Source organism: Frankia canadensis (assembly GCF_900197875.1).
GTDB classification, from domain to species: domain Bacteria; phylum Actinomycetota; class Actinomycetes; order Frankiales; family Frankiaceae; genus Frankia; species Frankia canadensis.
Window position 1 is genome coordinate 44,226 of the sequence record NZ_FZMO01000112.1, and the last position, 24,914, is coordinate 69,139.

Annotated in this window: 16 protein-coding genes; 8 read left to right on the forward strand and 8 right to left on the reverse strand. The window is 71.0% G+C overall.

Annotated features, from left to right (window positions below):
* Window positions 1–41: 41 nt before the first annotated feature.
* Window positions 42–839, reverse strand: a complete 798-nt coding sequence (locus C1A33_RS11260) for an alpha/beta fold hydrolase (RefSeq protein WP_101831455.1) — start codon at window positions 837–839, stop codon at window positions 42–44.
* A 181-nt stretch (window positions 840–1,020) separates the two neighbouring features.
* On the opposite strand from C1A33_RS11260, the gene C1A33_RS11265 reads away from it, so the two are divergent.
* Window positions 1,021–1,212 carry a 2TM domain-containing protein gene (locus C1A33_RS11265; protein ID WP_243407432.1) on the forward strand — a complete coding sequence of 64 codons (192 nt, stop codon included), beginning with the start codon at window positions 1,021–1,023 and terminating at the stop codon, window positions 1,210–1,212.
* 78 nt (window positions 1,213–1,290) lie between these two features.
* Here the strand turns inward: C1A33_RS11265 and C1A33_RS11270 are convergent, their stop codons facing one another.
* Together C1A33_RS11270 and C1A33_RS11275 are read right to left on the reverse strand one after the other, a co-directional pair.
* Window positions 1,291–4,620, reverse strand: coding sequence for an ATP-binding protein (locus tag C1A33_RS11270; RefSeq protein WP_101831543.1), 3,330 nt, complete (start codon window positions 4,618–4,620; stop codon window positions 1,291–1,293).
* 273 nt (window positions 4,621–4,893) lie between these two features.
* On the reverse strand, window positions 4,894–7,077 hold the full coding sequence (locus C1A33_RS11275; protein ID WP_101831457.1) for an MMPL family transporter: 2,184 nt from the start codon (window positions 7,075–7,077) through the stop codon (window positions 4,894–4,896).
* Between the two features lie 435 nt (window positions 7,078–7,512).
* On the opposite strand from C1A33_RS11275, the gene C1A33_RS11280 reads away from it, so the two are divergent.
* Together C1A33_RS11280 and C1A33_RS11285 are read left to right on the forward strand one after the other, a co-directional pair.
* A complete protein-coding gene (locus C1A33_RS11280; protein WP_101831458.1) occupies window positions 7,513–8,211 on the forward strand; it encodes an alpha/beta fold hydrolase in 699 nt (232 codons plus the stop codon).
* Between the two features lie 295 nt (window positions 8,212–8,506).
* On the forward strand, window positions 8,507–11,623 hold the full coding sequence (locus C1A33_RS11285; RefSeq protein ID WP_243407433.1) for a BTAD domain-containing putative transcriptional regulator: 3,117 nt from the start codon (window positions 8,507–8,509) through the stop codon (window positions 11,621–11,623).
* On the opposite strand, the gene C1A33_RS11290 is transcribed toward C1A33_RS11285, so the two are convergent.
* Together C1A33_RS11290 and C1A33_RS11295 are read right to left on the reverse strand one after the other, a co-directional pair.
* Entirely contained in the window at window positions 11,578–12,585 is a 1,008-nt protein-coding gene (locus C1A33_RS11290; protein WP_101831460.1) for a bile acid:sodium symporter family protein, read from the reverse strand. The two genes, C1A33_RS11285 and C1A33_RS11290, sit on opposite strands and share 46 nt — an antisense overlap.
* Before the next feature lie 731 nt (window positions 12,586–13,316).
* On the reverse strand, window positions 13,317–14,222 hold the full coding sequence (locus tag C1A33_RS11295; RefSeq protein ID WP_101831461.1) for an NADP-dependent oxidoreductase: 906 nt from the start codon (window positions 14,220–14,222) through the stop codon (window positions 13,317–13,319).
* 118 nt (window positions 14,223–14,340) lie between these two features.
* Here C1A33_RS11295 and C1A33_RS11300 point away from each other — a divergent pair, with 118 nt between their 5' ends.
* On the forward strand, window positions 14,341–14,673 hold the full coding sequence (locus tag C1A33_RS11300; RefSeq protein ID WP_243407434.1) for a DUF4037 domain-containing protein: 333 nt from the start codon (window positions 14,341–14,343) through the stop codon (window positions 14,671–14,673).
* A gap of 55 nt (window positions 14,674–14,728) precedes the next feature.
* Here the strand turns inward: C1A33_RS11300 and C1A33_RS11305 are convergent, their stop codons facing one another.
* From C1A33_RS11305 to C1A33_RS11315, 3 genes are all read right to left on the reverse strand, one after another.
* A complete protein-coding gene (locus C1A33_RS11305; protein WP_101831462.1) occupies window positions 14,729–16,897 on the reverse strand; it encodes a 3-hydroxyacyl-CoA dehydrogenase NAD-binding domain-containing protein in 2,169 nt (722 codons plus the stop codon).
* Between the two features lie 76 nt (window positions 16,898–16,973).
* Window positions 16,974–17,930, reverse strand: a complete 957-nt coding sequence (locus tag C1A33_RS11310) for a hydroxymethylglutaryl-CoA lyase (RefSeq protein ID WP_101831463.1) — start codon at window positions 17,928–17,930, stop codon at window positions 16,974–16,976.
* A 42-nt stretch (window positions 17,931–17,972) separates the two neighbouring features.
* A complete protein-coding gene (locus tag C1A33_RS11315; protein ID WP_101831464.1) occupies window positions 17,973–19,982 on the reverse strand; it encodes an AMP-binding protein in 2,010 nt (669 codons plus the stop codon).
* Window positions 19,983–20,230: 248 nt separating this feature from the next.
* Here C1A33_RS11315 and C1A33_RS11320 point away from each other — a divergent pair, with 248 nt between their 5' ends.
* The 4 genes from C1A33_RS11320 to C1A33_RS37415 all read left to right on the forward strand — a co-directional run bounded on the left by C1A33_RS11320 (window position 20,231) and on the right by C1A33_RS37415 (window position 24,898).
* On the forward strand, window positions 20,231–21,025 hold the full coding sequence (locus C1A33_RS11320; RefSeq protein ID WP_243407435.1) for an enoyl-CoA hydratase/isomerase family protein: 795 nt from the start codon (window positions 20,231–20,233) through the stop codon (window positions 21,023–21,025).
* 88 nt (window positions 21,026–21,113) lie between these two features.
* Window positions 21,114–22,313 carry a TetR/AcrR family transcriptional regulator gene (locus C1A33_RS11325; protein WP_101831466.1) on the forward strand — a complete coding sequence of 400 codons (1,200 nt, stop codon included), beginning with the start codon at window positions 21,114–21,116 and terminating at the stop codon, window positions 22,311–22,313.
* A gap of 108 nt (window positions 22,314–22,421) precedes the next feature.
* On the forward strand, window positions 22,422–23,570 hold the full coding sequence (locus C1A33_RS11330) for a helix-turn-helix transcriptional regulator (protein ID WP_243407436.1): 1,149 nt from the start codon (window positions 22,422–22,424) through the stop codon (window positions 23,568–23,570).
* Window positions 23,571–23,782: 212 nt separating this feature from the next.
* The gene (locus C1A33_RS37415; RefSeq protein WP_279354614.1) at window positions 23,783–24,898 is read left to right on the forward strand and encodes a helix-turn-helix transcriptional regulator; all 1,116 of its coding nucleotides are present in this window, start codon (window positions 23,783–23,785) and stop codon (window positions 24,896–24,898) included.
* Window positions 24,899–24,914: the final 16 nt, after the last annotated feature.

Here is a 24,914-nt window from a genome sequence, read left to right on the forward strand (position 1 = left end):
ACGGAAAGCGGTCGAATGTGTCACCGCGGCCGCGTAATTCGTCAGCCCGCGGCGCGTTTGATGAGCTCGGCGGTTACGGCGGGCTGCGCGATCATCGCGACGTGCGAGGCGTTGACCTCGGTGGTGCGTGCGCCGGCCCGCTGCGCCATGAACCGCTGCGCTGCGGCGGGCAGCACATTGTCGTTGCGGGCGACGAGATACCAGGAGGGAATGGCCTTCCAGGCCGGCGAGCCTGAGGCCGGCTCCTGCAGCGCGCGCACGTCGCTCGGCCGCTGGCCGGCCCACATCAGGTCGGTGGTCGGCCGCGGCAGGTCGCCGGCGAACACGTCGCGGAAGACGTCTTTCCTGATGTATCCGTCGACGCCCGCACCGTAGGCACGGATGTCCAGCGCCGTCTCGTTCAGCTTGCTTCCCGGGTACTTCGTCTGCAGACCCAACAGCGTCTCCCCCTGATCGGGGACGAACGCGGCCACGTAGACCAGCGCCTTCACGTTCGCGTTGCCGGCCGCGGCGTTCGTGACGACGATCCCGCCATACGAGTGCGCGGCCAGGACCAGCGGGCCGCTGAGGGTGGCGAGGATGCTCGCCAGGTAGGCGGAGTCGGTGGCCACGCCGCGCAGCGGGTTCGGTGGCGCGATGATCGGGTAGCCGTCGCGGACGAGCCGGGCGGCGACGCCGTTCCAGCCGGAGGCGTCGGCGAACGCGCCGTGCACGAGTACCACCGTGGGGCGCTGCCTTTTGGCGGGCTGGGTGAGTGCCTGCGCGGTGGGCGCGCCGGCCAGGGCGCCGGTCGCGACCGTGGCGGATCCAACCAGGATCGTCCGGCGAGTTGTCGTCATCGATATGGACCCTTCAATGCCCGTTGTTTTCGGTGGCGATCGAGATCCAAACATAGAGCCGGGTTCTTGACGGCCACTGAACGAGTCAGAGTGGACCTGAGCCGCCGATGAACTGGCGGTTCACTCGTCGTCAAGTTCGCCGATCTAACCTACGGGCATGAGGTCGACAAAGAGCGATACCGTGCTGAAGTGGGGCCTCTGGTCCCACGTTCTCTCCTACATCCTGGCCAATCTTGTCCAGGTCGCGCTGTGGGCTACCCTCACGCCGGACCACTTCTTCTGGCCGCTGTGGTCCATCGTGGCCTGGGGAATCGGCCTGGGATTCCATGTCTGGGCCTTCTACCGGCGGCCCGGCGTGAGGTCCACCCACTGAGCTGCCTCCTGCCGCGCCGAGCCCGGACGCGGACCGATGACCGTGCGTTCGCTGGCGGCAAGGGTCGTGGCGCCGCGATCAGCCGTCGTACGCCGCCCCCGCCAGGCTGGCCAGCAGTTCCTCCGCGCGGTGGGCGAACAGGTGGGCCTCGCGCTCGGTGGAAAGCGCGCGAGCCCGCTCGGCGGCGGCCCGGACGGCGGCGGTGGGCTCGCCGCGAACCCGCATGAGCCGCGCGCGCACCAGGAGTATGTGGCCTTCGGCGTAGCGTTCGCCGTAGGTGTCGAGGAGCTCCTGCGCCCGGTGGAGGGCGCCGGCGGCCTCGGCCGGCATCCCGGCCGCCAGCCACATCTCGGCGAGCAGGCCGTACCAGGAGGCCAGGCACGAGCGGGGCGGGTCAAGCAGGGTCGCTTCGATGATCTCCTCCGCGGCGGCTGCCGCGCCGGCCGCCGCCCTGCCGGCCGCCTCCTCGCCGGCCGTGGCCCGCGCCCAGCACCGGGCCAGCCGCGGGTAGCTGCCGAGGAAGGCGAAGGAGAGATCCCGGTCGACCGCGATCCCTCGCTCCGCCACGCGCAGCGCCCAGGCCGGGTCGCCGCCCAGCGCCGCTACGGTCGCGGCGAAGGCGGACCAGACCGCGACCGCATAGGGGTTGTCGCCCGCCGCAGCCTCCAGCTGGTCGAGTAGCGCCCGCGCACCGGCGACGTCACCGTGCAAGGCGGTCATCAACGCGAGCATCACCGGCGAGAGAAGCTGCAGGTCGTGCCGGAGCCGTTCCTCCTCATGCTGGGCCAGGCGCATAGCCAGGTTGGACTGGCTCAGGTACCGGAACGCCTCGCCGATGTTGCCGACACCCCACTGGTGGATTCCCCAGGCATGTCGGCCATACGCTTGTACGACCGAGTCGGCGGACGCTTCGCCCTGTTCGAGCAGCCGGCGCGCCAGCGGGCCGGCCTGGTCGAGCTGAATGCTTTGGGCGTAGGCGAGCCAGCGGGAGAAGAGGAAGTCGGCTGCCTCCCGCTCCCGGCCGAGGCCGCGCGCCAGGTCCTCGGCGCGCTCCAGCATTTCGGCCGGGGAGCCGGCGTACCCGGACCGCATTCCGACGACCGCGGTGAGCAGCGACAACGCGGACAGCTCCAGCTCCGCCAGACCCGCCGTCCGGGCCACCCGCGCGGCCGACTCCAGCTGCTGTGCGGCAGCCTCGAACGCGGCCTTGACCGCGGCACCATGGCCAGCGCGGATCAGCGCGGCCGCGGTCCTGGCCGGGTCCGCGAGCGGGCCGGCGGCCCACAGATGGTGGGCGAGGCGCTCGTCGACGGCCTCGCCGCCCACGACGGAGCGCTCCAGCGCGTCCGCGACGCGCAGGTGCAGCCGGGTGGCGCGGGGCGGCGGCGTCGTGCGGACAACCGACTCGCGGACCAGGTCGTGCGCGAAGCGGAACGAGAACGGGTCGCCGGGCGGGGGCGAGAGCAGGCCGAGCGCGTCCAGGGGCTCGAGACGGTCGATGCAGGTCTGCGTGTCCAGGCCGGCCGCGCCCGCGAGCAGGCCGACGTCGACGTCCCGGCCGATGAGCGCGGCGATCTGCACCAGGCCTCGCGTGTCCTCGTCGAGGCCGGCCATCCGATCGCGGACGACGTCCCGAACGGTGGATGGCACACCGGCCTGCGCGGCGGCCTTCTCGGTGAGCACCCTGCCGTCCGCGAGGAGCCGGGACAGTTCCCGGACGAAGAACGGGTTGCCGGCAGTGCGGATGTGGATCCGGTAGGCGGCCCGGGTGCCGGGGATGTGGCCGGTCTCGCGGCGAACGAGCTCCGCCACCTCGGTCAGGTCGAGCGGGCCGAGCCGAATCCGGCGGTGCCTGGGCAGGCGGCTGGCCGCGGCGAGCATCCGCGCCAGCTCGGAGCCGGGCGCGGGTGCGCGGTCGCGGAGGGCGCCGATGATCGCGGTGCCATGCGGCAGCCGGGCCGCCAGGTGGCTGAACATCTCCAGCGAGGCGACGTCGGCCCACTGGAGGTCGTCGACGACGAGTACCACCGGCCGCCGGGCCGAGATCTGGCCGAGAAGTGCGACGACCCACTCGAACAGGCGGAACTGGGCGCCGCCGTCCGGCAGCCCCGGTCCGGCGAGGAAGTCGCCACGCGGCGCTACGAGGTGGCCGAGTTCGCCGGCGCGCCACTTCTCCCGCTCCGCGGCGGGCAGGCCGTCGAGGACGGCGCCGACCGTCTGCACCCACGGCCACATCGACGGCGTCCCGTCGCCCTCCAGGCAGCGACCCCAGACGACGAGCGCGCCACGCCGATCTGCCTCGGCGCTCGCCTCCTCCAACAGGCGGGTCTTGCCCACCCCCGGCTCGCCCTCGACGATGACCAATCCCGTGCCGCCGGTGAACGCCGAGCCCACCGCGCGCCGCAGCACCTCGAGCTCCTCGGCTCGACCGATGAGGCCGCCGGCGCGCGACGCGACGACCGCGGAGGCCCGCGGCCGCTCGGATGGCCTCGCCTCGGCGGGTCCGGCGAACGTTGGTGGCCCGGGCGGCCGCCGGACGGGCACCGGCCCGGGAGCCGTTCCGCTCGGTTCGTCGCCGTCAGTGCCGGCCGGCTCGGTCGAAGGCTGGCTCAGCACCCGCAGATGCGCGGCCAGCAGAACGGGCCCGGGATCAAGGCCCAGCTCGTCGGCGAGCCGGGCGCGGATCGTCCCGAACACCGCCAGTGCCTCCGCCTGCCGACCGCCCGCGGCCAGGGTGCCGATGAAACTCGCCTGCACCGTCTCGTGCAACGGCGCCATCTCCGCGGCCAGGCGCAACGGCTGGAGCACACGCTCCGGTTGGCCCCGCGCGACCGCGAGGTCGGCCGCCGTCACACACGCAGCGAAGAACTCGTCGTTGAGCGCGGTGAACAGGGAGAGGGCGGCCGATCCGTGGAGCAACCCGTCGCCGGCGGGTCCGTGCCAGAGCTCCAGCGCCTGCGTGTAGCGGTCGAGCGCCGCGTCGAGGCGCCCCTGGACGACGTGCGTCCTGGCCTCGTCGACCAGCTCCCGGAATCTGACGAGGTCCAGCACCCCTGGGCCGACCGCGAACAGATATCCGCTGCCGCGCCGCCGCAGGTAGGAGCCGGTCTCGCGGGCTGCCAGCGTGGGCTCCAGCAGGCGCCGGAGCGCGCCGATGTACTTCTGGAGAATGTTGAGCGCCGAGGCCGGGACGTCGTCGTCCCAGATCAGATCGATCAGTTCGCTCGTGCTGATCGGTCGGCCCGCGCGAACGAGGAGCAGCGCGAGCAGGTACGCCTGTTGGCGGGGTCCGGCATCGAGCTCCACGCCGCCCCGCCAGAGCCGCAACGGACCGAGGACCTGGAGTGACAGGTGTCCGCTTGGAACGGGTTGTCTATGGCTACCAGGACGGACAGGCGGCGGTGACATGACCACGCCTGTTCTACTCCTGAGGTGCCGAGACCGATCGGCGAATCGCGCGTGATGGCCGGGCGGGCCGGCGCCGGCCCGCGCACCTGCGAATCGCGGGCACTGCCGACATCGCCCGCAGCATCTTCGCATGGCCACGCGGTATCGACCACAGGTTCCGCCAGGCAGGCTGTCCGCGTCACCCTTGTCACCCCGGCGCCGAACCGCGCACCCCCCGTCGCCAGGCCCAGCACCAACCGGCCGGTTGGTGGTGCTGGGCCTGGCCGGCGATCGTCAGTTGGATCGCGCACGTGCGGGCGCGGGAGGCGGCGGAAGTGCCGGCGGGGACGGGTCCTGCGCCTCGTGAAGGCCATGGCGGACGTAGAAGCGCCGCAGAGGCGTCGGTGCCCACCAGTTCAGGTTCCCGAGCAGCCGCATCGTGGCCGGGACGAGCAGTGCCCGGACTACGGTCGCGTCGACGAGGATCGCGATGATCATCGCTACGCCGATCAGCTTGATGAACGTGATGCCGGAGGTCGAGAACAGCCCGATCACGACCAGGATGAGGATCGCGGCGCTGGTGATGATCCTGCCGCTGCGCTGCAGGCCGACCGCGACGGCGGTGGTGTTGTCGCCGGTCCGGTCGTACGCCTCGCGGATCCGGGACATCAGGAAGACCTCGTAGTCCGTCGACAGCCCGAACACGATCGCGAGGACGAGGATCGGCTGGGTGGCCTCCAGCGTCCCGGTCGAGGTGAAGTCCAGCAGGCCGGACAGGTGGCCGTCCTGGAAGATCAGGACCAGCGCGCCGAACGACGCGCCGAGCGACAGCACGTTCATCACGATCGCCTTGATCGGCAGCACGACCGACCCGAAGGCGAGGAACAGCAGGATGAACGTCGCGCCGACAATGATCAGTGCCATCCACGGCAGCAACCGCGCGGTCGAGTGAAGCTGGTCGGCCAGCTCCGCGGTGAAGCCGCCGACGAGCACCTGGCCGCCGGGCGGCGCCGGTATGTCCCGGATCCGGCTCACCAGGTCCCGCGCCTGCGCCGAGATCGGGTCGCCCTCGTAGTTGACGGTGACCCGGGAGACGTCGCCGGACCGTGCGGTGACCGCCGCCGTGCTCACCCCGTCGATGCCCTGGACGGCGGCGACGTACCGCTCCAGGCCCGCCGGGTCGGGGGCAGTCACGATCGCCTCGATCGGCAGCTGGCTGTTCTGGACGAACTCCCGGTCGGAGATCTCGGAGACCACGCGGCTCTCGGTGCCCGCCGGCAGCGCCCGCGGGTCGATGCCGCCGAACTCGACGCGCAGGAACGGCGCGCCGGCGAGCAGCAGCACCGCGAGCACACCCAGCGCGTACCGAACCGGGCGGCGCATGATGCTGTGCGCCAGGCGGTACCAGAATCCGTGCTCCTCTCCGCCCGTCGAGGAAGCCGGCCGCGACGCGCGGCGGAGCCCTGGCACGGAGAGCGCGTTCACCCGCGGGCCGAGGACACCGAGCAGCGCGGGCAGCACGGTCAGCGCCGCCAGCATCGCGACCACGACGGCGGACAGGCCGCCAAAGCCCATCGAACGCAGGAAGCCCATCGGGAAAATCAACAGCGCGGCCAGCGACACCGCTACGGTCACGCCGGAGACCGCGACGGTATGGCCCGCGGTGGCCATGGTGCGCGCGACCGCGTCCTCGACGTCCAGACCGCGCGCGATCTCCTCCCGGAATCGTCCGACCATGAACAGGCCGTAGTCGATCGCCAGGCCGAGCCCGAGGATCGTGACCAGGTTGACCGAGAAGACCGAGACGTCCATCGCGTAGCTCAACCCGCGCAGCGCGGTGAACGCCCCGAGGATGGCCAGGCCGCCGATCGCGAGCGGCAGGCTCGCCGCGGCCACGCCACCGAAGACGATCACCAGCAGTACCAGGAGTACCGGCGTGGAGATGATCTCGGCCCGGGCGATGTCCGATCCCACCCGCTCCCGGATGTCGCGGCTGACCGCCGTGATCCCGCCGACCTGGGTCCGCAGGCCCGGGGCGGCGAGCATGCCCTCGATGTCCTCCAGTCCTTCGATGCGCTGCTGCTCGTCCCCGGCCAGGGTCAGCACCGCGTAGGTGGAGCGCCGGTCATGGCTGACCAGGGCAGGGCTGTTCGTAGCCCAGTAGGTGATCGTCCTGGTCACCACGTCGCGCGGGAGCGCGTCCAGCGCGTTGGTGACGGCCTGCCGGTACACCGGGTCGTCGACCGTCCGGCCCGGGCTGCGGTAGAGCACGACGAGGTCGTTGCCGGTCCGGCCGAGCGTCGTCTCGGCCCGGTCGAGGGCGCGGGAGCTCTCGCTGGCCGGATCGTCGAACCCTCCCGCGCCGACCAGGCCGAATATCTGGGTACCCCAGAGGCCGCCGAAGGTCAGGAAGGCCCCGGCCAGGCCCAGCACCCACCACCGCCGACGGAAAATGGCCCGTCCGAATCGTTCGAACATCGCTGCCCCCTCGGGAATGCCGCGCGACCCGGCCGCGCTGTGGAAACCAGGACCTGAAGGGCGGGCGGACCTGCGGGCGCCGCATTACTGGATGTCGTTTCTCCGCGCCGCCTCCGCGCTGCCATGGCGGGACGAGCCCATGGCGGGACGAGCCCATGGCGGGACGAGTCCATGGTGGGACGAGTCCATGGCGGGACGAATCAACGGCGGCGATCCAGGACCGGCCGCGTCCGCCTGCTTTCGGTCACCGTAGAGCGGCGCTCTTGACGGGAAGTGGACATCCAGTGGATTCGTCGCCGTACGCGGCCGGCGCGCGACTCCGGGCGGGCATTCGGTTTGCCGCGTCCCAACGGCGCTGCACAAATCGTCAACCGCCGGCTGTTGTACTCGGGCTCAGAACTTCGACCAAAAATCGACCAGGGGAGACCGATACACATGTCGCAGCCCACTGTTGTCCTCGTACATGGCGCCTTCGCCGACGCTTCCAGCTTCGCCATGGTGATTCCCGGCCTGCTCGCCGATGGCCTGCGGGTCGTGGCGCCGGCGGTACCGAACCGCTCCCTCGTAGGAGACGCCGAATACCTCGGAGCCGTTCTCGCGGCCATCGACGGCCCGGTCGTTCTCGTGGGCCATTCGTACGGCTGCGCGGTGGCCACCGTGGCCGGTGTCGCCGAGAACGTCGTGGCCCTGATCTATCTCGCCGGCTTCGTGCCGGAGGAGGGCGAGTCCCTCGGCGAGCTGCAGGGCCGCTTTCCCGACTCCGACCTCGGCCAGGCGCTGGAAGCCATCCCCTTCCAGGGCGGCGTCGAGCTGTCGGTTGACGTCGAGAAGTTCCCGACGGTCTTCGCCCACGACGTCGACCCGGCCGTGGCCGTGGTGCTCGCCGTGTCGCAGCGGCCGTTGTCCGCGGTGGCGTTCGGCGAGAAGGCGCCCGCCGCCGCCTGGCACGGCAGGCCGGCGTGGGGCGTCGTCGCCGCCGCGGACCACACCATCAATCCGGACGTCCAGCGTTTCGCCTATGGGCGCGCGGGGATCGAGACCGTCGAGGTGGACTCGTCACACCTGGTGATGTTCTCCCAGCCGGCGATGGTGACCGATCTGATCAGGACGGTCGTCAGGTCGGTGACCGGGTGACCCGGTGACGCTCGGCTCGCTGCCCGGTGGCGGGAACACCACAAGAACGGGGAAGCGCCATGTGCTCCCGTCGTCGCGCGACGGGCCCGCCCCAGCTTGGATAGAGTCGATGTGCTGCGGCCCGACGGAGACCGCGAGCGGACTACGTCGCGAGCAGGCAACATCGCCAGCTGACTGAGCTGTCAGATCATCCGGGAGTCAACAGGACGTGGCTGGGCGAGCCAATCCCGTTCGGCCCGACAACGGAGATCCAGCGACCGGTGTCGGTTCGTTGCACCTGCAGATTCTCGGCCCGTTGCGGCTTTGGCGGGGCGGCGCGGAGCTGGACATCGGCCCCCGTCAGCAGGCGCAGCTGTTGGCCCTGCTCCTGGCGCGCGTGGGCCGCCCGGTGAGCACGAGTGAACTGATCGACCTGATCTGGGCCGAGGACGTCCCTGTCAGCGCGCTCAACGTCATCCACAAGTACGTCGGGGGATTGCGCCGGGTGCTCGAACCGGCGCTCCCCGTCCGGGAATCTGGTGCGTACCTACACCGCCGCGGCAACGGCTATGTGTTCACCGCCGACCCCGGCACGCTGGACCTCGTCACGTTCCGGGAGCTCGTCAGCGCGGCGCGGGCCGCCGGCGCCGAGCAAGCCCGCGAGATGGCGCTCGACTACTACGTCGAGGCGCTCGGCCTCTGGCAGGGCCCCGCCGGCGACGGGGTCTTCCAGGCAACGACCTCCCCTCCGGTCCTGGCCGCCCTCGACAACGAGTTCCATACCGCCTGCGCGACAGCGGCCGAGCTGGCCGTGGCGTTGGTCCAGCCGGCACGGGTGATCCCGCCCTTGCAGCTGGCCGCGTCGATGGCACCTTTCCACGAACCCGTACAGGCCAGCCTCATCACCGCCCTCGGCGCCGCAGGACGGCAGGCGGAGGCGCTGTCGGTGTTTCACGCGGTCCGCGGCCGTCTCGCCGACGAGCTCGGCATCGACCCCGGCCCGGCGCTGCAAGCCGCGCACCTGCGGGTCCTGACGCAGAACCCGCCGTCGACGGTGGGGGCGAGCAAGGAAAGCGCGGGCGAGCGCGTACCGGCGCAACAGGCGGGCGGCCTCGTCGGCCGGGGCGAGGAACTCAACGTGCTGCGGCAGGCCGTCGAGGATGCGCTGGGCGGCGGCGGCGGGCTCGGCCTCGTCGAGGGCGAGCCGGGGGTGGGCAAGACGCGCCTGCTGGAGCAGGCCGCCGCCGCCGCGGACCAGCGTGGCGCGCTCGTCGTCTGGGCTTCCTGCCTGGAAGGCGCCGGAACACCCTCGATGTGGCCGTGGGAGCAGGCGCTCGCCGTCGTTCTCGACAGCCTGCCCGTGTCGGCGCGCGAGAAGTGGCTGGCCAGCGAGCTCGGTGGTCTTCTCGCGTCTCGTTACGAGGTCGCCTCGCCGCCGGTTTCCGGCGGCCGTGCCCAGTTCCGGCTGTTCGAGCAGGTCGTCACCGTCATCGGCCAGGCCTCGGCGGAGCGGCCGCTGCTGCTCGTCATGGACGATCTTCAATGGGCTGATGCCGCGTCGCTGCAGCTGTTCGGCCACCTGGTGGGCCGGCTGCCCGCCCGCACCGCCGTCATCGGGGCGCTGCGAGACCGCGCACCCACACCGGGCTCCGACCTTTCGCGGGTGCTGGCCGCCGCCAGCCGGCTGCCCAGCCACCGCCGTATCCGACTAGGCCCGCTCAGCCGGGCCGACGTGGCCGAACTCATCCGTCGCGAGACCGGGCACGAACCCGGCGCGGACGTCGCCCGCAACATTCACGTGCGCACCGCTGGCAATCCTTTCTTCGTCCGTGAGCTGTCGCGGCTCCTCCTCGACCACGACGCGCTCGGCGACGGCGACGCGTCGGCCCGCGCCGGGGTCCCGTCCACGGTGCGCGACGTCGTCCGCGAGCGGATGGCGGGTCTCGACGACGAAGGGCGCGACCTGCTGAGGATCGCCGCGCTCATCGGCCGTGACGTCGACCTCGGACTGCTCGCCCGTGCCGCCGGCGTCGACATCGGGGACTGCCTCGAACGCCTCGAACCGCCGCGCGCGCTCGGCCTGCTCGAATCGGGGCCGAACGCCCCGTTCTCCTGGCGCTTCGCGCACGACATAGTGCGCGAGTCGGTCACCGAGACGACGGCGTATCAGCAGGCCGTCCGGCTGCATCTGCGCGTCGCGGACGCACTCGAGGAAAGCCGGGCCGACGACGAGTCGATCACTGAACGCCTCGCCTACCACCTGATGGCCGCGGGTCCCCTCGCCGACCCGGTTCGCACCGTCGAGGCGCTCAAGCGCGCCGGCCGCCGCGCCGCGACCAAGCTCGCGTTCGCGGCGGCCGATCGGCATCTCGAACTGGCCGCCCAGATCGCGCGGACCGCGGGGCTCCCGGAGCTCGAGCTCTCCGCCCTCTCGCTGCTCGCGATCGCCCCGCGCAGGCAGGCCGGGTTCGGCGGCACAACGTTCGACCTGCTGGAACGCGCGGAGCACTTGGCGCGCCAGCTAGGCCGGGAGGTCGAGGCCGCCGGCCTCCTCTTCGCCCGGCTGTTCGGGGCGTTCACCTTCCTGGAGTGGGACCGCGAACGCCTGGTCCGCCGGCTGTTCGACCAGGGGGAGGCGTCCCGCGACCCGGTCGTCCGGGTGTACGGCCGGCAGGCCTGGGGCCTGCATCAGTGGGACTGTGGCAACATCGGCGAGGCATACCGATGCCTCAGCGCGAACGACCCCGCCCTTCTCGAAGGGGATGTCTCGTCGTACAGCGAGACCCCGATCCGACGGGACGTCTCAGGTGAGTGGCCCGGCTGGCTGGCCGTCGTGACCGCGCTCCACGGTGACGTCGCGACCGCGGGCTCCATGATCGACAAGTGGAACGGCCCTGAGGACCCGTACGCGGTCGCGACCTGGGCCTACTACATCACCATCGTCGCGTCGATGGTCGGTGACGCCGGCTGGGTGATGCGTACGATCGACCGGTGGATGGCCGTGGGTACCGGTCATGCCGCCATCCAGCAGGAGCACTACATCCGGCTGAACTGGTACTGGGCCCGGGCCCTCACCGGCGACGACCCGGCCGGCACGGCGGCGGAGGCCGCGCAGCTCCTGGCCGGGACCCTGGTCGATCCGCCGCGGTGGGGCGTCGCTTACCACCACGCGCTGATCGCCGACATGTGGCTGGCCGCCGGCAGGCCAGACGACGCGGGCGCCGCACTCGACCGAGCGGGCCAGGCCCTCGACACCCACGGCCAACGCTACGCCGAAGGACTCGTCCTGCTGCTGCGGGCGCGCCTGCTCCACGCCCGGGGCGAACCCGTGGGCGTCGTACGCGCCGCCGCCGAAAAGGCCCGCGAGCGGTCCGTCCAACGCGAGTCCTACCTCTTCGCCCGCCGCGCCGAGAGCTTCCTCGCGGAGCTTTGATCGTGCTGTTCGGCGCCGGGAAACGCCGGGTGCGCGCCCAGGCGAAGCACGTTCGGCTGCTGGCCCGCGGCGCTGCCACCGACCGTCACAGGGGAGGGGGTCAGCTGGGCTCGGCGGGTGGTGAACCAGCCGAACCCTGCGGCCGTGAAGAACATGACGATGCCGTACACCACGCCGGGGATGGCCATCTCGGCGCTGTTCAACAGCGCCGGGCTCAGCGCGACCGTGATGGCGAGCGCGGTGTTGTGGATGCCGATCTCGAACCCGGCCGCGACGGCCGTTCGGTGGTCGACGTCGGCCAGGCGCGGTACACCGTAGCCGACCAGCAGGCTCACGATGTTGAAGACCAGCGCGGCCAGCCCGACCGAAAGGAAGTTGTCGACGAGGTTTCCCCGCTGCCCGTACAGCACGGCGGAGATGACGCTGAGGAGGACCACGACCGAGAGCACCTGGACGGGTCGGTTGAGCCGCTGCGCCACCTTCGGCGCCCGCGCGCGCAGGAGCATCCCGATGGCGACCGGCACGAGCACGATCGTGAAGACCTGCAGCACCTTGTCGGGCCGCAGCCCGACCGCGGCCGCGTCGGTCAGGAAGTATCCGGCCGCGAGGTTCACCACGACCGGCAGGGTGATCACCACCAGCATCGAGTTGGCCGCGGTGAGTGTGATGTTGAGCGCGACGTTTCCGCCGAACAGGTGGCTGTACAGGTTGGCTGTCGGGCCGCCGGGCGACGCCGCGACCAGCATTAATCCGACCGCCAGCTCCGCTGGGAGCTGAAAGGCGAGCACCAGGCCGAAGCAGATCGCCGGCAGCAGCACGATCTGGCAGACAAGCGCGACGACGACCGTCTTCGGATGCCGGCTCACCCGCCGGAAGTCGTCCAGGGTCAGGCCGAGGCCCAGGCCGAGCATGACGACGCCGAGGGCCAAAGGCAGGCTGGCCAGGACCAATGTGAAATCCACGGCATACTCCTCAGATCTGCCGTGCCCGGATCACGCTGGGGTCGGCGCGTCCGCGGCCCGCCGCCGCGCCGGGTGAGCCGGGCGGCGGCCTCGTTCCGGTCGGAGGCACCGGCGAACACCCCGTGGACGAGTGCCAGGGCGAGCCTCTTCCCGCGGTCGCCCGGGGTGTGCGCCTGTCGGCCGGTACCGCCAGCACGGAGCCGGCCGCTACCGCCGGCGATCCGGCGAGCGGCGTCTGAGGGGTTGTCGTCATCCGATGTGAGTCCTTCCAGAGGGACTGGTCGGTGTCGGTTTCCCTTGGCCGTAACCAGGATCCAGCCTGGTGTCGCGTACTTGACGATCACTGAACTCCGCCCCGCGCCGGCAGGAACCGGTCCACAGATAATTCACTCGTCGTCAACCGCCGCGGCCTAGCCTCAATCTTTCGCGGGGTGGGATGCGTTGATCGTGGGCTGTTCTCGCCGCATTGTTGATGTTGATCTGCGGGCCTCGGTCGGGCGCTCTGCTGACCCTGGTCCCAGGTCGCCTGAGACTGGGCACAAGAAGGAACGCTGAAAGCTCGCCGGGTGCCATAATTCCGCCCAGCACGCCCACGAAAGACCGTACTCATTATCGCTCCGCACACTATCGCTCAGTGGTGGTACACGTCCCGACGGTGATCGATGTCAACGCCAGCGGTGTGACCGGCCCCTGCGCGGCGTCGTGAGTGGTCGGAGGCGGGCGTTTCCAGCTCAGGGGATCGTCACGACGACCTTGCCGCGGCCGTGGCCGTGCTCGACCTCGTGATGCGCCCGCGCCACCTGATCCAGGTCGAACGAGCCACGGACGTGGATGCGCAGGCGCCCGGCGGAGTGGAGATCGACCAGCTCGTTGAGTCGGCGCACCGAACGGTCTGGCTGGAGACGGCGCGCGCCGACCTTGTCGGCCAGCTCGACGTTGACCAGTGCCACGATCCGGTCGGCCGCCCGGACCAGGCCGACGGAGTCGAGCAGCGCCTGCCCGCCGGCGCCGTCGACGACGGCGTCGACGCCGTGCGGCGCGACCGCCCGTACGCGCTCGACCAGGCCCTCGCCGTAGGAGACCGGAATCGCGCCCAGGTCGGCGAGGTAGTCGTGGTTGGGTTCGCTCGCCGTTCCGATCACCACCGCGCCCCAGGCTTTCGCGAGCTGTACGGCCACCGTTCCCACTCCACCGGCCGCGGCATGGATCAGGACGGTGTCGCCCGGATGGACATCGAGGATGGTCAGCGCGGTGTGGGCTGTCTGCCCGGAGGCCGACAGCGCGCCCGCCACCTCCCAGGGCATGCCCGGTGGCTTCGGCGCGATCGCGTCGGCGTCCACGAGCAGGTACTCCGCGAGCGCGTTGAGATACGTCCAGCCCAGCACGTCGTCGCCGGCTGTGAAGCCGTCCACCCCGGGGCCCACTTCGTGCACCGTCCCGGCGAACTCGTTCCCGATTCCCGACGGAAGTGTCAGTGCCAGTCCCGGCCAGCCCTGGCGGACTCTCGTGTCGAAGGGTTGTACACCACCGGCCCTGACCCGGACGAGGACCTTGCCCGCACGCACCTTCGGCCGTTCGAGCTCAACGACGCGGAGTACGTCCGGTGGCCCGTGTTCCGCGAAGACGACTGCTTTCACCCGGCACTTCCCTCCCGGCGTGAATGAATGATTCCGGCACACCGTAGAACCTCAACATTGGTCGAGGTCAACCGTCCTGTCCGGCGCGTCGACCTGACATCGAGCGAACGTCGAGCGCATGCTCGCCGCCCGCGTGGCCCGCGACCTCGTCCGGATCGCGTTTCTCCTCGAACGCCGCTGGGCCCCGTACGGCAAGTGGCTGATGGCCGCGTTCACGCGGTTGGCCCTCGCGGACCTGGTCGGTCGGCACCTGCGCCACGCACTGCGTGCGGCGCATTGGCGGGAACGTGAAGCGGCGCTGTGCGCCGCGGCCAGCCACCTCGCCGCCGCCACGAACCGGCTTGGTCTGGCCGTGCCCGTCGACCCCGCGCCGCGCCGATTTTTCGCAGCGAGCGAGCTGATCCAGAGGGCCGTTCTGCAGAAGCTCCTGGTGATCGGTGAGGCGGCCTGACCCAGAACCGACACGCCGACACATCAAAGGTTAACGTGTGCTGAGCGGCACTGGGTCAGGAGTAGGTGTCGCCGGCCTCGGATTTCTGGACGAGCGAGAGCGGCGGTTGGAAGTGGTCGCCGTAGCGGTTCGCGAGTTCGCGGGCACGTACGACGAATCCGGGCAGGCCGCCTTCGTAGCCGTTGACGTACTGGATGACACCGCCGGTCCAGGTTGGGAACCCGATTCCGAGGAGTGAACCGATGTTCGCCTCGGCCACGGAACGAAGCACGCCCTCGTCGAGGCAGCGAACCGCCTCCAGCGCCTCTGCGAACAGCATGCGCTCCTTCATGTCCTCCAACGATAGCTCCGTCCGCTTCACGGTGATCTGCTCGCGCAGCCCGGGCCAGAGGCGATCGCGCCGGCCGTCCACATACTCGTAGAAGCCGCCGCCGCCGGCGCGGCCGGATCGGCCGTGCTGGTCGAGCATGCGGTCGATGACCGCCTCCGAGCCATGTGTCTGCCACTGCCGTCCGGCTGCCAGCACCGCGGCCTTCGTCTCCTCGCGGATTCGGCGTGGCAGGGTGAGCGTGAGCTCGTCCAGCAGCTGCAACGGCGGGGCCGGATAGCCGGCCTGCACGCCGGCCTGTTCGATCGACGCCGGGTCGACTCCTTCCCCCACCATCGCGACGGCTTCCTGCAGAAACGCGATGATGACGCGGCTGGTGAAGAATCCTCGGCTGTCGTTGACGACGATCGGGGTCTTGCGAAGCTGCCGGACGACGTCGAGTGCCCGGGCGAGCGTCGCGTCGCTGGTCTTCTCCCCGACGACGATCTCGACCAGCGGCATCTTCTCCACCGGCGAGAAGAAGTGCATGCCGATGAAGTCCTCCGGCCGCCGCACGGCCTGGGCGAGCTGGGTGATCGGCAGGGTGGAGGTGTTGGATGCCAGCAGTGCGTCCGGACTGACCACGGCCTCGGCCTCGCGGAAGACCTGGCCCTTGAGGCCCGGGCTTTCGAACACGGCCTCGATGACCAGATCGGCGTCGGCGAGATCGGCCACGTCCGCGGTGGGGTTGACCCGGGCCAGCAGGGCCGCGCCCGCCTCGGGCGTCATCGCCGCCCGTCCGATCGCCGCGGCGACGAGCCGTTCGGAGTACGCCCTACCCCGAGCGGCCGATTCCGCGGAGACGTCCTTGAGTACCACCTCCATACCGGCCTGCGCGCAGGAGTAGGCAATTCCGGCGCCCATCATCCCGGCGCCGAGCACGGCCGCTCTGCTCGCTCGGAACGTCGGATAGCCGGCTGGTCGGCTACCGCCGGAGCTGATGTACCGCATGTCGAAGAAGAACGCCTGGATCAGGTTCTTCGACACCTGTCCGGTGACAAGGTCGGCGAAGTAGCGGGACTCGATCGCGAAGGCCGTCTCGAGATCGGCCTGGGCGCCCTCGACCGCGGCCGCGAGAATGGCCCGGGGCGCCGGAAGGTTGACGTTGCGCAGCTGCCCGCGCAGCTTCGCCGGCAGCGCCGCGACGGTGGCCGTGAGCTCCGGGTCGGCGGGAGAGCCGCCCGGAATCGAGTAGCCGTCCTCGTCCCAGGGCTGCCGGGGATGCGGGTTGGCGCTGATCCACGCTTTCGCCGCCGGCAGCAACTCGTCGGCCGAACCGACCAGCTCGTGCACCAGACCCAGGCGGGCGGCCTCCACCGGGGCGTGCCGCTGCCCCGGGAGCAGCACGTTCGACAGGGCGTCCGTGATTCCGAGCAGCCGGACGGAGCGCACGACGCCGCCGCCGCCGGGCAGCAGCCCGAACGTGACCTCGGGCAGACCGATCCGCACGCCGGGGCCGTCGACGGCGATGCGATGGTGCGCCGCGAGGGCGAGTTCCAGGCCACCCCCGAGAGCCGCCCCGTTGATCGCCGCGACGACCGGGCGGCTGAGTGTCTCCAGGCGGCGAAGCTGGCGTTTCACCCTTGTCGAGAGGTCCATGACGGCCGGCCGATCCTCCGGCCCCACCCCGGCCAGATCGCGCAGGTCGCCACCGGCGAGGAACGTCTTCTTCGCCGACACCAGCACCACGCCCGTGATGGAGTCCGCCGCTTCCCTCAGCCGGTTGATCGTCGTGTCCAGTGCGTCGAGGAACCGTTCGTTCATGGTGTTGGCGGACTGCTCCGGGTCGTCCATCGTCAGGAGGACGACGCCATCAGCGTCCCGATCCCAGCGGATCACGGCGGGCGGATCGGTCATCTCGGTGTTCGCTCGCTTTCAGGTTGCGGGAGAAGCGCGGGGGCGCATCGTCCGGGAGGCCGGCCGGCGCGGGTCGTCACCGGCCGGCCCAGACCACCGGGCCTGCGACGATGGAGTGGCTGGTCAGCGGCCGGCCGAGGATGGACTGGGCGGCGCGGGCGGCGTCGATCAGCGCCGGCAGGTCGACGCCGGTCTCGACGCCCATCTCATGCAGCATGCTGACCAGGTCCTCGGTGGCGATGTTGCCGGTGGCGCCGGCCGGCACCGGGCAGCCGCCAAGCTCACCGAAGCTGGACTCGAAACTGGTGCATCCCGCTTCCAGCGCGGCGTAGGCGTTGGCCAGCCCCTGTCCGCGGGTGTTGTGGAAGTGTGCGGTCACCTCCACGCCCGGCAGTCGGTCGAGTGCCGCCGCGAAGAACCGTCCGGAGTAGGCCGGGTTGGCCATGCCCGTCGTGTCACCGAAACCGACCTCGACCGCGCCTGCGTCGACGAACCGCTCGGCCAGATCCAGCACGTGGTTCATCGGCACCGCACCCTCATACGGGCAGCCGAAGGCGGTGGACACGACCGCACAGAAGCGCAGACCTTCGGCGACGATGCGCCCGCCCATCACCGCGACCTCCGCCATCGTCTGCTCGATCGTGCGGTTGATGTTCTTCTTGTTGTGCGTCTCGGAGGCGCTGACGAACAGGGTGACGGCGTCGAACAGCGCCTGCCCGGTGAACAGCTCCCGCTGCCGCAGCGCGTTGTCCAACCCCCGGCCGTTCGGCACCAGGACCATGCGTTCCGTGCCGGCCGGCAGGTCGACGCCGCGCAGGACCTCGACGCCGTCGGCGAGCTGCGGGATGAGGTCGGGCCGCACGAAGCTGGCCAGCTCGATGCGGGTCAGCCCGGCGTGTCCCAGCGCGTTGATCAGCGCGATCTTGTCCGCGGTGGGTACCGTCTCCGCCTCGTTCTGGAACCCGTCACGGGGGCCGACCTCGCGGATGCGGACACTGCGCCGCTCGTCTCCGGAGGCGGTGGGGTGGATCATGTCAGCTCCTTCCGGGTGATGTGGCCACGAGCCCTGCTGTGCTCATCGCGGGTTCGCCAGCTGGGCGCGGATGTCCTCGACGGCATCCGGGTTCTCCGCGCTCGACAGGTCTCCCGGATCGGTGCCGAGGATGGCGGCGCGGACCGCTCGGCGCAGGATCTTCGCCGACCGCGTCTTCGGTAGCGCGGCGACGCGGACCACGCGGCTCGGCGCGAAAGGCCTGCCGAGATCTTCGGCGACCCGCGCGCGCAGCCGTCGCGACACCTCCTCCTCGAACCCGGCGCCCACTCGCGCCTCGTCGCCCGGGCGGGCCACCCAGAACGCCCAGATGGCCTCACCCCTGGCCGGGTCCGGCACGCCGACCACCGCGGACTCCGCCACTGCCGGGTCCGCCGCCAGCACCGACTCGATCTCCGCGGGGGCGACCCGCTTGCCCGCCACGTTCATGACGTCGTCCGACCGTCCGAGAACGAACCAGGCGCCCGACTCGTCGACGAGCGCGAAGTCGCCGTGGCGCCACATCCCGGGGAAGGTCGACCAGTACCCATCCAGGTAGCGGGCGTCATCCCGCCACACCCCGCGGGTCATGGACGGCCACGGTTGGCGGCACACCAGTTCACCGACCGTCCCACGCAGTGGCTGCCCGGCATCATCGACCACGTCCACGTCCATCCCGAGGGCGGGGCCGCCCAGCGAACAACTGGCGATCTCCTCGACGGGATAGGGGCACAGGAAGGAGCCGCCCACCTCGGTTCCGCCGGAGAAGTTGATGACTGGGACCCGTCCCTCGAAGACCACACCGGCCAGCCACTCGTAGGACTCCGGATCCCACGGCTCACCGGTCGAGCCGAGGACGCGCACCGACGAGAGGTCCTCGGCGGGCCGGTCCGGGCCGGTCGCGCGCAGCGCGCGGATCAACGTCGGCGACACACCGAGCGTGGTCACCTGGTGTCGGCGCACCATCGACCACAGCCGGGTCGCGTCCGGCCGGTCCGGCGCGCCCTCGTACAGCAGCAGCGTCCCGCCGCAGGCGTGGGTACCGACGATCGACAGCGGGCCCATGATCCAGCCCATGTCGGTGATCCAACAGAAGGTGCGCCCTGGCGCCAGATCAAAGCCGTAGGCGACCTCGCAGGCCGTCTTCACCAGGAATCCGGCGTGGGTGTGCACCGCACCCTTCGGCCGGCCGGTCGTCCCGGAGGTATAGGCCAGCAGCAGCACGTCCGACGAGCCGGTCGGCGCTACCACCGGGTCCGGCTCGCCGGCCAGCATCCGCCCCCACCCGACCACCTCGACGCCCACCGCCGGTTCGGCGGGTTCAGCGGGTTCAGCGGGTTCAGCGGGTTCGGCGGGTTCGGCGGGTTCGGCCCTGGTGGTCAGGTTGTCGACGACAACCATCAGACGCACGCTCGGGCACCGTGTCAGCGCGTCCTCGAGCTGGGCACGCATCGGGGTGGCCTGACCACGCCGGATCGTGCCGTCGGCGGTGATGACTGCCCTCACGTGGGCGTCCTGGAGCCGGGCGGCGATCGCCGTCGCCGCGAAACCGGAGAACAGGGGGACGACCATCGCCCCCAGACCGGCCGCGGCATAGAACGCCACCACCGCCTCCGGGACCATCGGCAGGTAGAGCGCCACGGCATCGCCGGCGCCGATCCCACGGGCCCGCAGTGCTCCACGCAGCCGGGAGACCTGATCGGCCAACTCGGCGAAGGTGAGCTCGCGCACCGCACCGCTCTCGTCCTCGTGAACCACGGCTCGTGCGTGCGGCGTCCGCGCCCCCCACCGGCCCAGGCAGGCGTCCACAATGTTGATCTCGCCGCCGGGGAACCACTCCGGGAACTCGATCCCGCGGGACAGGTCGACGACCCGCTCGTAGGACCGTCTGAACGTGATCTCCAGGTCGTCCACGACAGCCTGCCAGAACGCGTCGATGTCGGCGACCGAGATCGCCCGCAACTCGTCGGCCGTGGCCGCGCCGAGCCCACGCATGAGACGGGCGACGTTCGTGTGCTCCAGGTACTCGGGGCCAGGGCGCCAGGTGTAGGCCATGGTGGGCTCAGCTCCATGAGGAATCGCTGCCCAGGCGATGTCGCCGACAGGCAGCGTGCAGGTCCGTGAACCGGTTGTGGCCCTCTCCTGTGGGGCTCGTCCCAGAATGCCGACGCCGCCCGAACCCGCATACCCCTCGGAGGAAGGCACTCCCACACCCAGGGGAGGGAGATGTCTCTCCCCTCTCCCGTGAGCGGCCATAGAGTCCCTCGCGACAGGCCGGAATGGAACGGATCAGGGAGTCGTCTGTGACGGCGCAGCGAACAGTGGACGTGACGTGGCCGGAACCAGGCGTGGCGGTGGTGGTCCTCCGCCGGCCCGACCGCCTCAACGCGCTGACCCGGGAAATGCTCGCCGAGCTGCGGGCGGTCGCCGAGCAGCTGCGCGCGGACAGTTCGGTCAGTGTCGTGGTGCTCAGCGGAGACGGCCGTGCCTTCTGCTCCGGCTACGACCTCGGGGGTGCGGCGGAGTTCGCCGAGCTCGGTCCGGACGGCGCCCTCGCGCTGCAGGACCTGGGCAATCAGGCGCTGTTCGCGCTGTACTCGCTACCGCAGCCGATGATCGCGGCCGTCCGCGGTCCGGCGATCGGCGGCGGATTCAGCCTCGCCTTGGCCGCCGACATCCGGGTGGCTGCGTCTGATGCGCTGTTCCAGGCAGCCTTCGTCAGGATCGGGATGTCCGGCGCCGACCTGGGCGCGTCCTGGCTGCTTCCCAGGATCGTCGGGCGCGGCCTGGCCGGCGAGCTCCTGTATACCGCCCGCGCGGTGGATGCCACCGAGGCCGTGCGGATCGGACTGGCCAACCGCGTGGTGCCGGCCGAGTCGCTGCTCAGGCGGACACTCGACCTGGCCCGTGAGATCGTGGCTCACCCCAGGTCAGGGCTGGCGCTGACCAAGCGGGCGTTGCAGGCGAACACCGACGCGCCCTCGCTGTGGTCGGCGCTGGAGACCGAGGCCCGCGGTCAGGCCCTGTTGATGGGGCACCCGGAGACCAGCGCGGCCGTGGCACGCCTGCGCGACCGTCTCGCCTCCCGCCCGAAGTAAATCACCAGTAACCTAGTGGGTGATCGAAGTGGAGTCCGGGGCGTGGCCGGACCCGCTGGGAGCACGTGCAGGCAGGAGGAGCTCCCCGATGGCGACCCACGGCCGTGGGGCGGTCACCCGCACCTCTCGTCCGCGTGACCGCAGGGCGCAGATCCTGCTGGCCGCGAGCGGGCTGTTCTACAGGTCCGGCTATCCCAACGTGAGCACGGAGGAGATCGCCGCCTCGGTCGGGATCACCGCCGGGGCCCTCTACCGGCACTTCCGCAGCAAGGAGGAACTGCTCGCGCGGACCCTGTCGGAGAGCTTCGACCGGGCGGCGGTCGTCACCGGCCGTGGCGGCGCCGACCTCACGCAGGTGGTCGGCGACCTGGCCGCGATCTCGGCCCGGCGCCGCGAGCTGGGCGTGCTCTGGACCCGGGAGAGCCGCTATCTGAGCAGCGCGGTACGCGCGCCGATGAGGAAGCACTTCTTCCTCTTCCTCGACCGGCTCGTCGACGCGATCGCCGCCGACCGGCCGGAGGTGGGGCGCCGCCACGCGGAGGTGCTGGCCTGGTGCACGTTGGCGGTTCTGACCAGCCCGTCCTATCACGACGTCGCCATGTCCGAGGATGCGGCCGCGGCGCTGCTGACCGGCCTGGCCCTCGCGGTCTGTCGCACGCAGGTACCGACCGAGCGCGGACGGGACGCAGGGTCGGGCGGCGGCAGCGCACCAGGGCTGCCGCCCGGCAACCGCCGGGAGGCTCTGCTGGTGGCGGCGGCCCGGATGTTCGCCGAACGCGGGTATCAGGGCGTCACGACCGAGGAGATCGGTGCCGCCGTGGGAGTGAGCAGCGCCGCGCTGTACCGGCACTTCGCCACGAAGGCCGACCTGCTCGTCACCATCGTCACCCGGGCGACCACGGCGATGCAGCTGGCGATGTCGGGTTCCCTGGCCCGCGCCGGCACCCCCGAGGCCGGGCTCACCAACGCGGCCGGCGCCTACCTCGATTTCGTGATGTCCCATCCCGATCTGGTTACCGTGCTCGTCACCGAGTCCCCCAGCCTTCCCGAGGATCATCGTGGGCGGGTCCGCACCATCACGCAGACCTATGCGGGGGAATGGCTGCGCCTGCTGCGGGCGGTCCGGCCCGAGCTCGACCGGGCCACCGCGCTCTACCGGGTGCACGCCGTGCTCACGATGGTCAATGACGTAGCCCGGACAGCCCCGCTGCGTGAGGTGACCGGCCTGGTGGGCCTGGTCCACACCGCATGTATGGGCATACTGGACGATTCAGCCTTGATGCCTTGACCGGCATGACGCAGATCACTACGCTCCCCACAAGTAAATGGAGCTACACATAATCGGTCGGCGGGGAGCGGCCGTCGGTGGCCCGTGGAGCGAGAGAAGGGCGGACGCGTGGCGCCGGATCCGACCGCGGTTGAGGAGCCGATCGACGAGCGTCATCGGCGGCTGTTGGCGAAGTTGCGGATGTCTGCCCAGGCCGCCGGCCTCGCCCCCGGCATCGAGGCCGGCCTTCCGCTTCAGGACTGCGAGGGCCGCACGAATCCCGAGTCGCTGGCGGGCCTCGGGGCCACGGCCGCGGAGTTGCATGACCACCTGCTCCGCGCGCAGGCCGCGACGCAGGCGCGCGTCCGCGACGAACTCATGGCGCTGCGCGACGCTGGCAGCGCGTCCGAGATGCTCGCCGCGGCACCGCGTGCACTGTGCGTCGCCGGGGGCTTCGATCGGGCGCTGGTCTCCGCCGTCCGGGGCTCGACCTGGCTACCCATCGCGCTGCATGTCGAACACGGCGCGCAGGACCCGGTCAACATCGCCCTGGGCGAGTTCCTGCGCGACCGGGTGATCCCGCTGACCTCGGCGATGCCGGAGGCTGAGCTGCTGCGCCGGCGGGTGCCCGCGCTGGTGCTCGATGCCCAGGCCGAACCGCGCCTGTACCGGCCGTTGATGGAGGTGTCCGCCACCCGGGAGTACGTGGTGGCCGCCGTGCAGGCCGGCGACGCGGTGCTGGGGTATCTGCACGCCGACCGGCACGCCAGCCGGCGGCCGCTCACCACGGCGGACCGGGAACTGGTGCAGACCTTCGCCGACGGGCTCGGGCTCGTCATCGAGCGGGCGGTCGCGCTGAAGCGGCTGACGCTCCAGCGGGAACAGATCGCGGCGACGTTCTCGGCCCTGCGCACCACCGGCGCGGGGCTTGCGGCGTCGCCGCGCCTGGAGGACGCCATAGCGCCGCCTACCGGCGCCGGCAGGCCCTCGCGTCCCGCCGAGCGCGGCGGCGCCGCGGCGCTGGACGGGATCGCCGCGCTGGACGTTCCCCCGGCGCTGCCGCGGCCCTTTGACGGTCTCACCCCTCGCGAGCACGATGTCCTTCGGCTGCTGGCGAAAGGCGCGACGAATGCCGAAATCGCGAATCGACTGACGGTGTCGGAGACGACGGTGAAATCCCACGTAAAACATATCCTGCGCAAACTGCGCGCGGCGAACCGAGCCGAAGCGATCGTGCGCTATCTTGGTCTCCTTCGCAACCAGGCCCGGTCCTTATGACGGCGGAACCAGGACGGCGCACCGCCCGCACCGTTTTCCCGGCCGCCGCCGCGCAACGGAGCTGGCGACAGCGGGAAGTCGCCCTGGCGGCCCGAATCGATTCCGTGCGCGCGGCGGTTCATGAAGCACTGGGCGAACCACCGCCGGTCCACGGAACGCGAGAGCGTGCCATTCCCGCGTCCGGGGAGCGGATGTGGAGCACGGCCTGGTTGATGGTCACGGAACTGGCCGAGGAATGTGTGGACCGCCTGCGCGTCCGCGGTGACCCCGACGCCCCCGGTGCGCGGCGCCTCTGCGAGCTTGTCGTCGATCTCCACGAGCTTGGTGTCGAGCTGTGCGGCTACGAGGTGGAGCGCCGGGCCCGACGGCTGTCCGACTGTGCGACCGGGTTGCGCCGCCTGCGTGACCTGTCGGGCTCGGCCGACCTCGTCGACCACGCGTGCCAGGAGCTCGTCGGCCGATGCGGATTCGGGCGTGCGGTGCTCTCCCGGGTGGAACAGGACGTCTGGCGGCCCTGGACCGCCTGTTTCAGCGACGACCAGGAGTTCCAGTCGTGGTTCGCCGGGTGGATCGGCCGGCCCGTTCCGCTGGACGCCCAGGCGCCGGAGACCCTGCTGCTCACCGGACATCGTCCCGCCCTGGTCCATGACACCGAGCACGCGGCGGTCCATCGGCCCATCATCATCGAGTCGGGGCGATCCTCCTCCTACGTGGTGGCCCCCGTCATGCGCGGGATGGAGGTGGTCGGCCTGCTGCACGCCGACCACTTCCCCTCACCGAAGCGGGTGGACGACTTCGACCGGGAGGTGCTCTGGTCGTTCGCCGCCGGATTTGGTCACGTGTTCGAACGCGTCGCGCTGATGGAACGTCTGCGCGCCCACCGGGACCTGGTACGCGGCATCCTGTCGCTCACCGTGCGTTCGATGGACGAGATCTGCGAGGCGGGGATAGACATCCTGCCCGAGGCCTCCGTCGGCGCGGTGGCCGAGGGAGCCCGCGTCGACCCGAGCAGTATCACCCTGCCCGTGTCCCGGGTGGTGGGAAAGCTGACTGTCCGTGAGGCGGAGGTCTTCGAACTGCTGGTCGCCGGCGCGACGAACAGTGCGATCGCCGAGACTCTGATCATCACAGAGGAGACGGTGAAGTCCCATGTGAAGCACATCCTGCGCAAGCTCGGCGTCGCGAACCGGTCGCAGGCGATCGCGGCCAGTTTCGGCGCTCCCCGCCCGCCCGTCGCGGGCAGGCAGGCCCGTGCCTCGGCGTCGCCGCCCGCAGGACAGGGCCGGCCGGGGACGTCCGGGCGGTGGAATGCTCGTCAGTCGATCTGACCGGCATTCCCCGCCG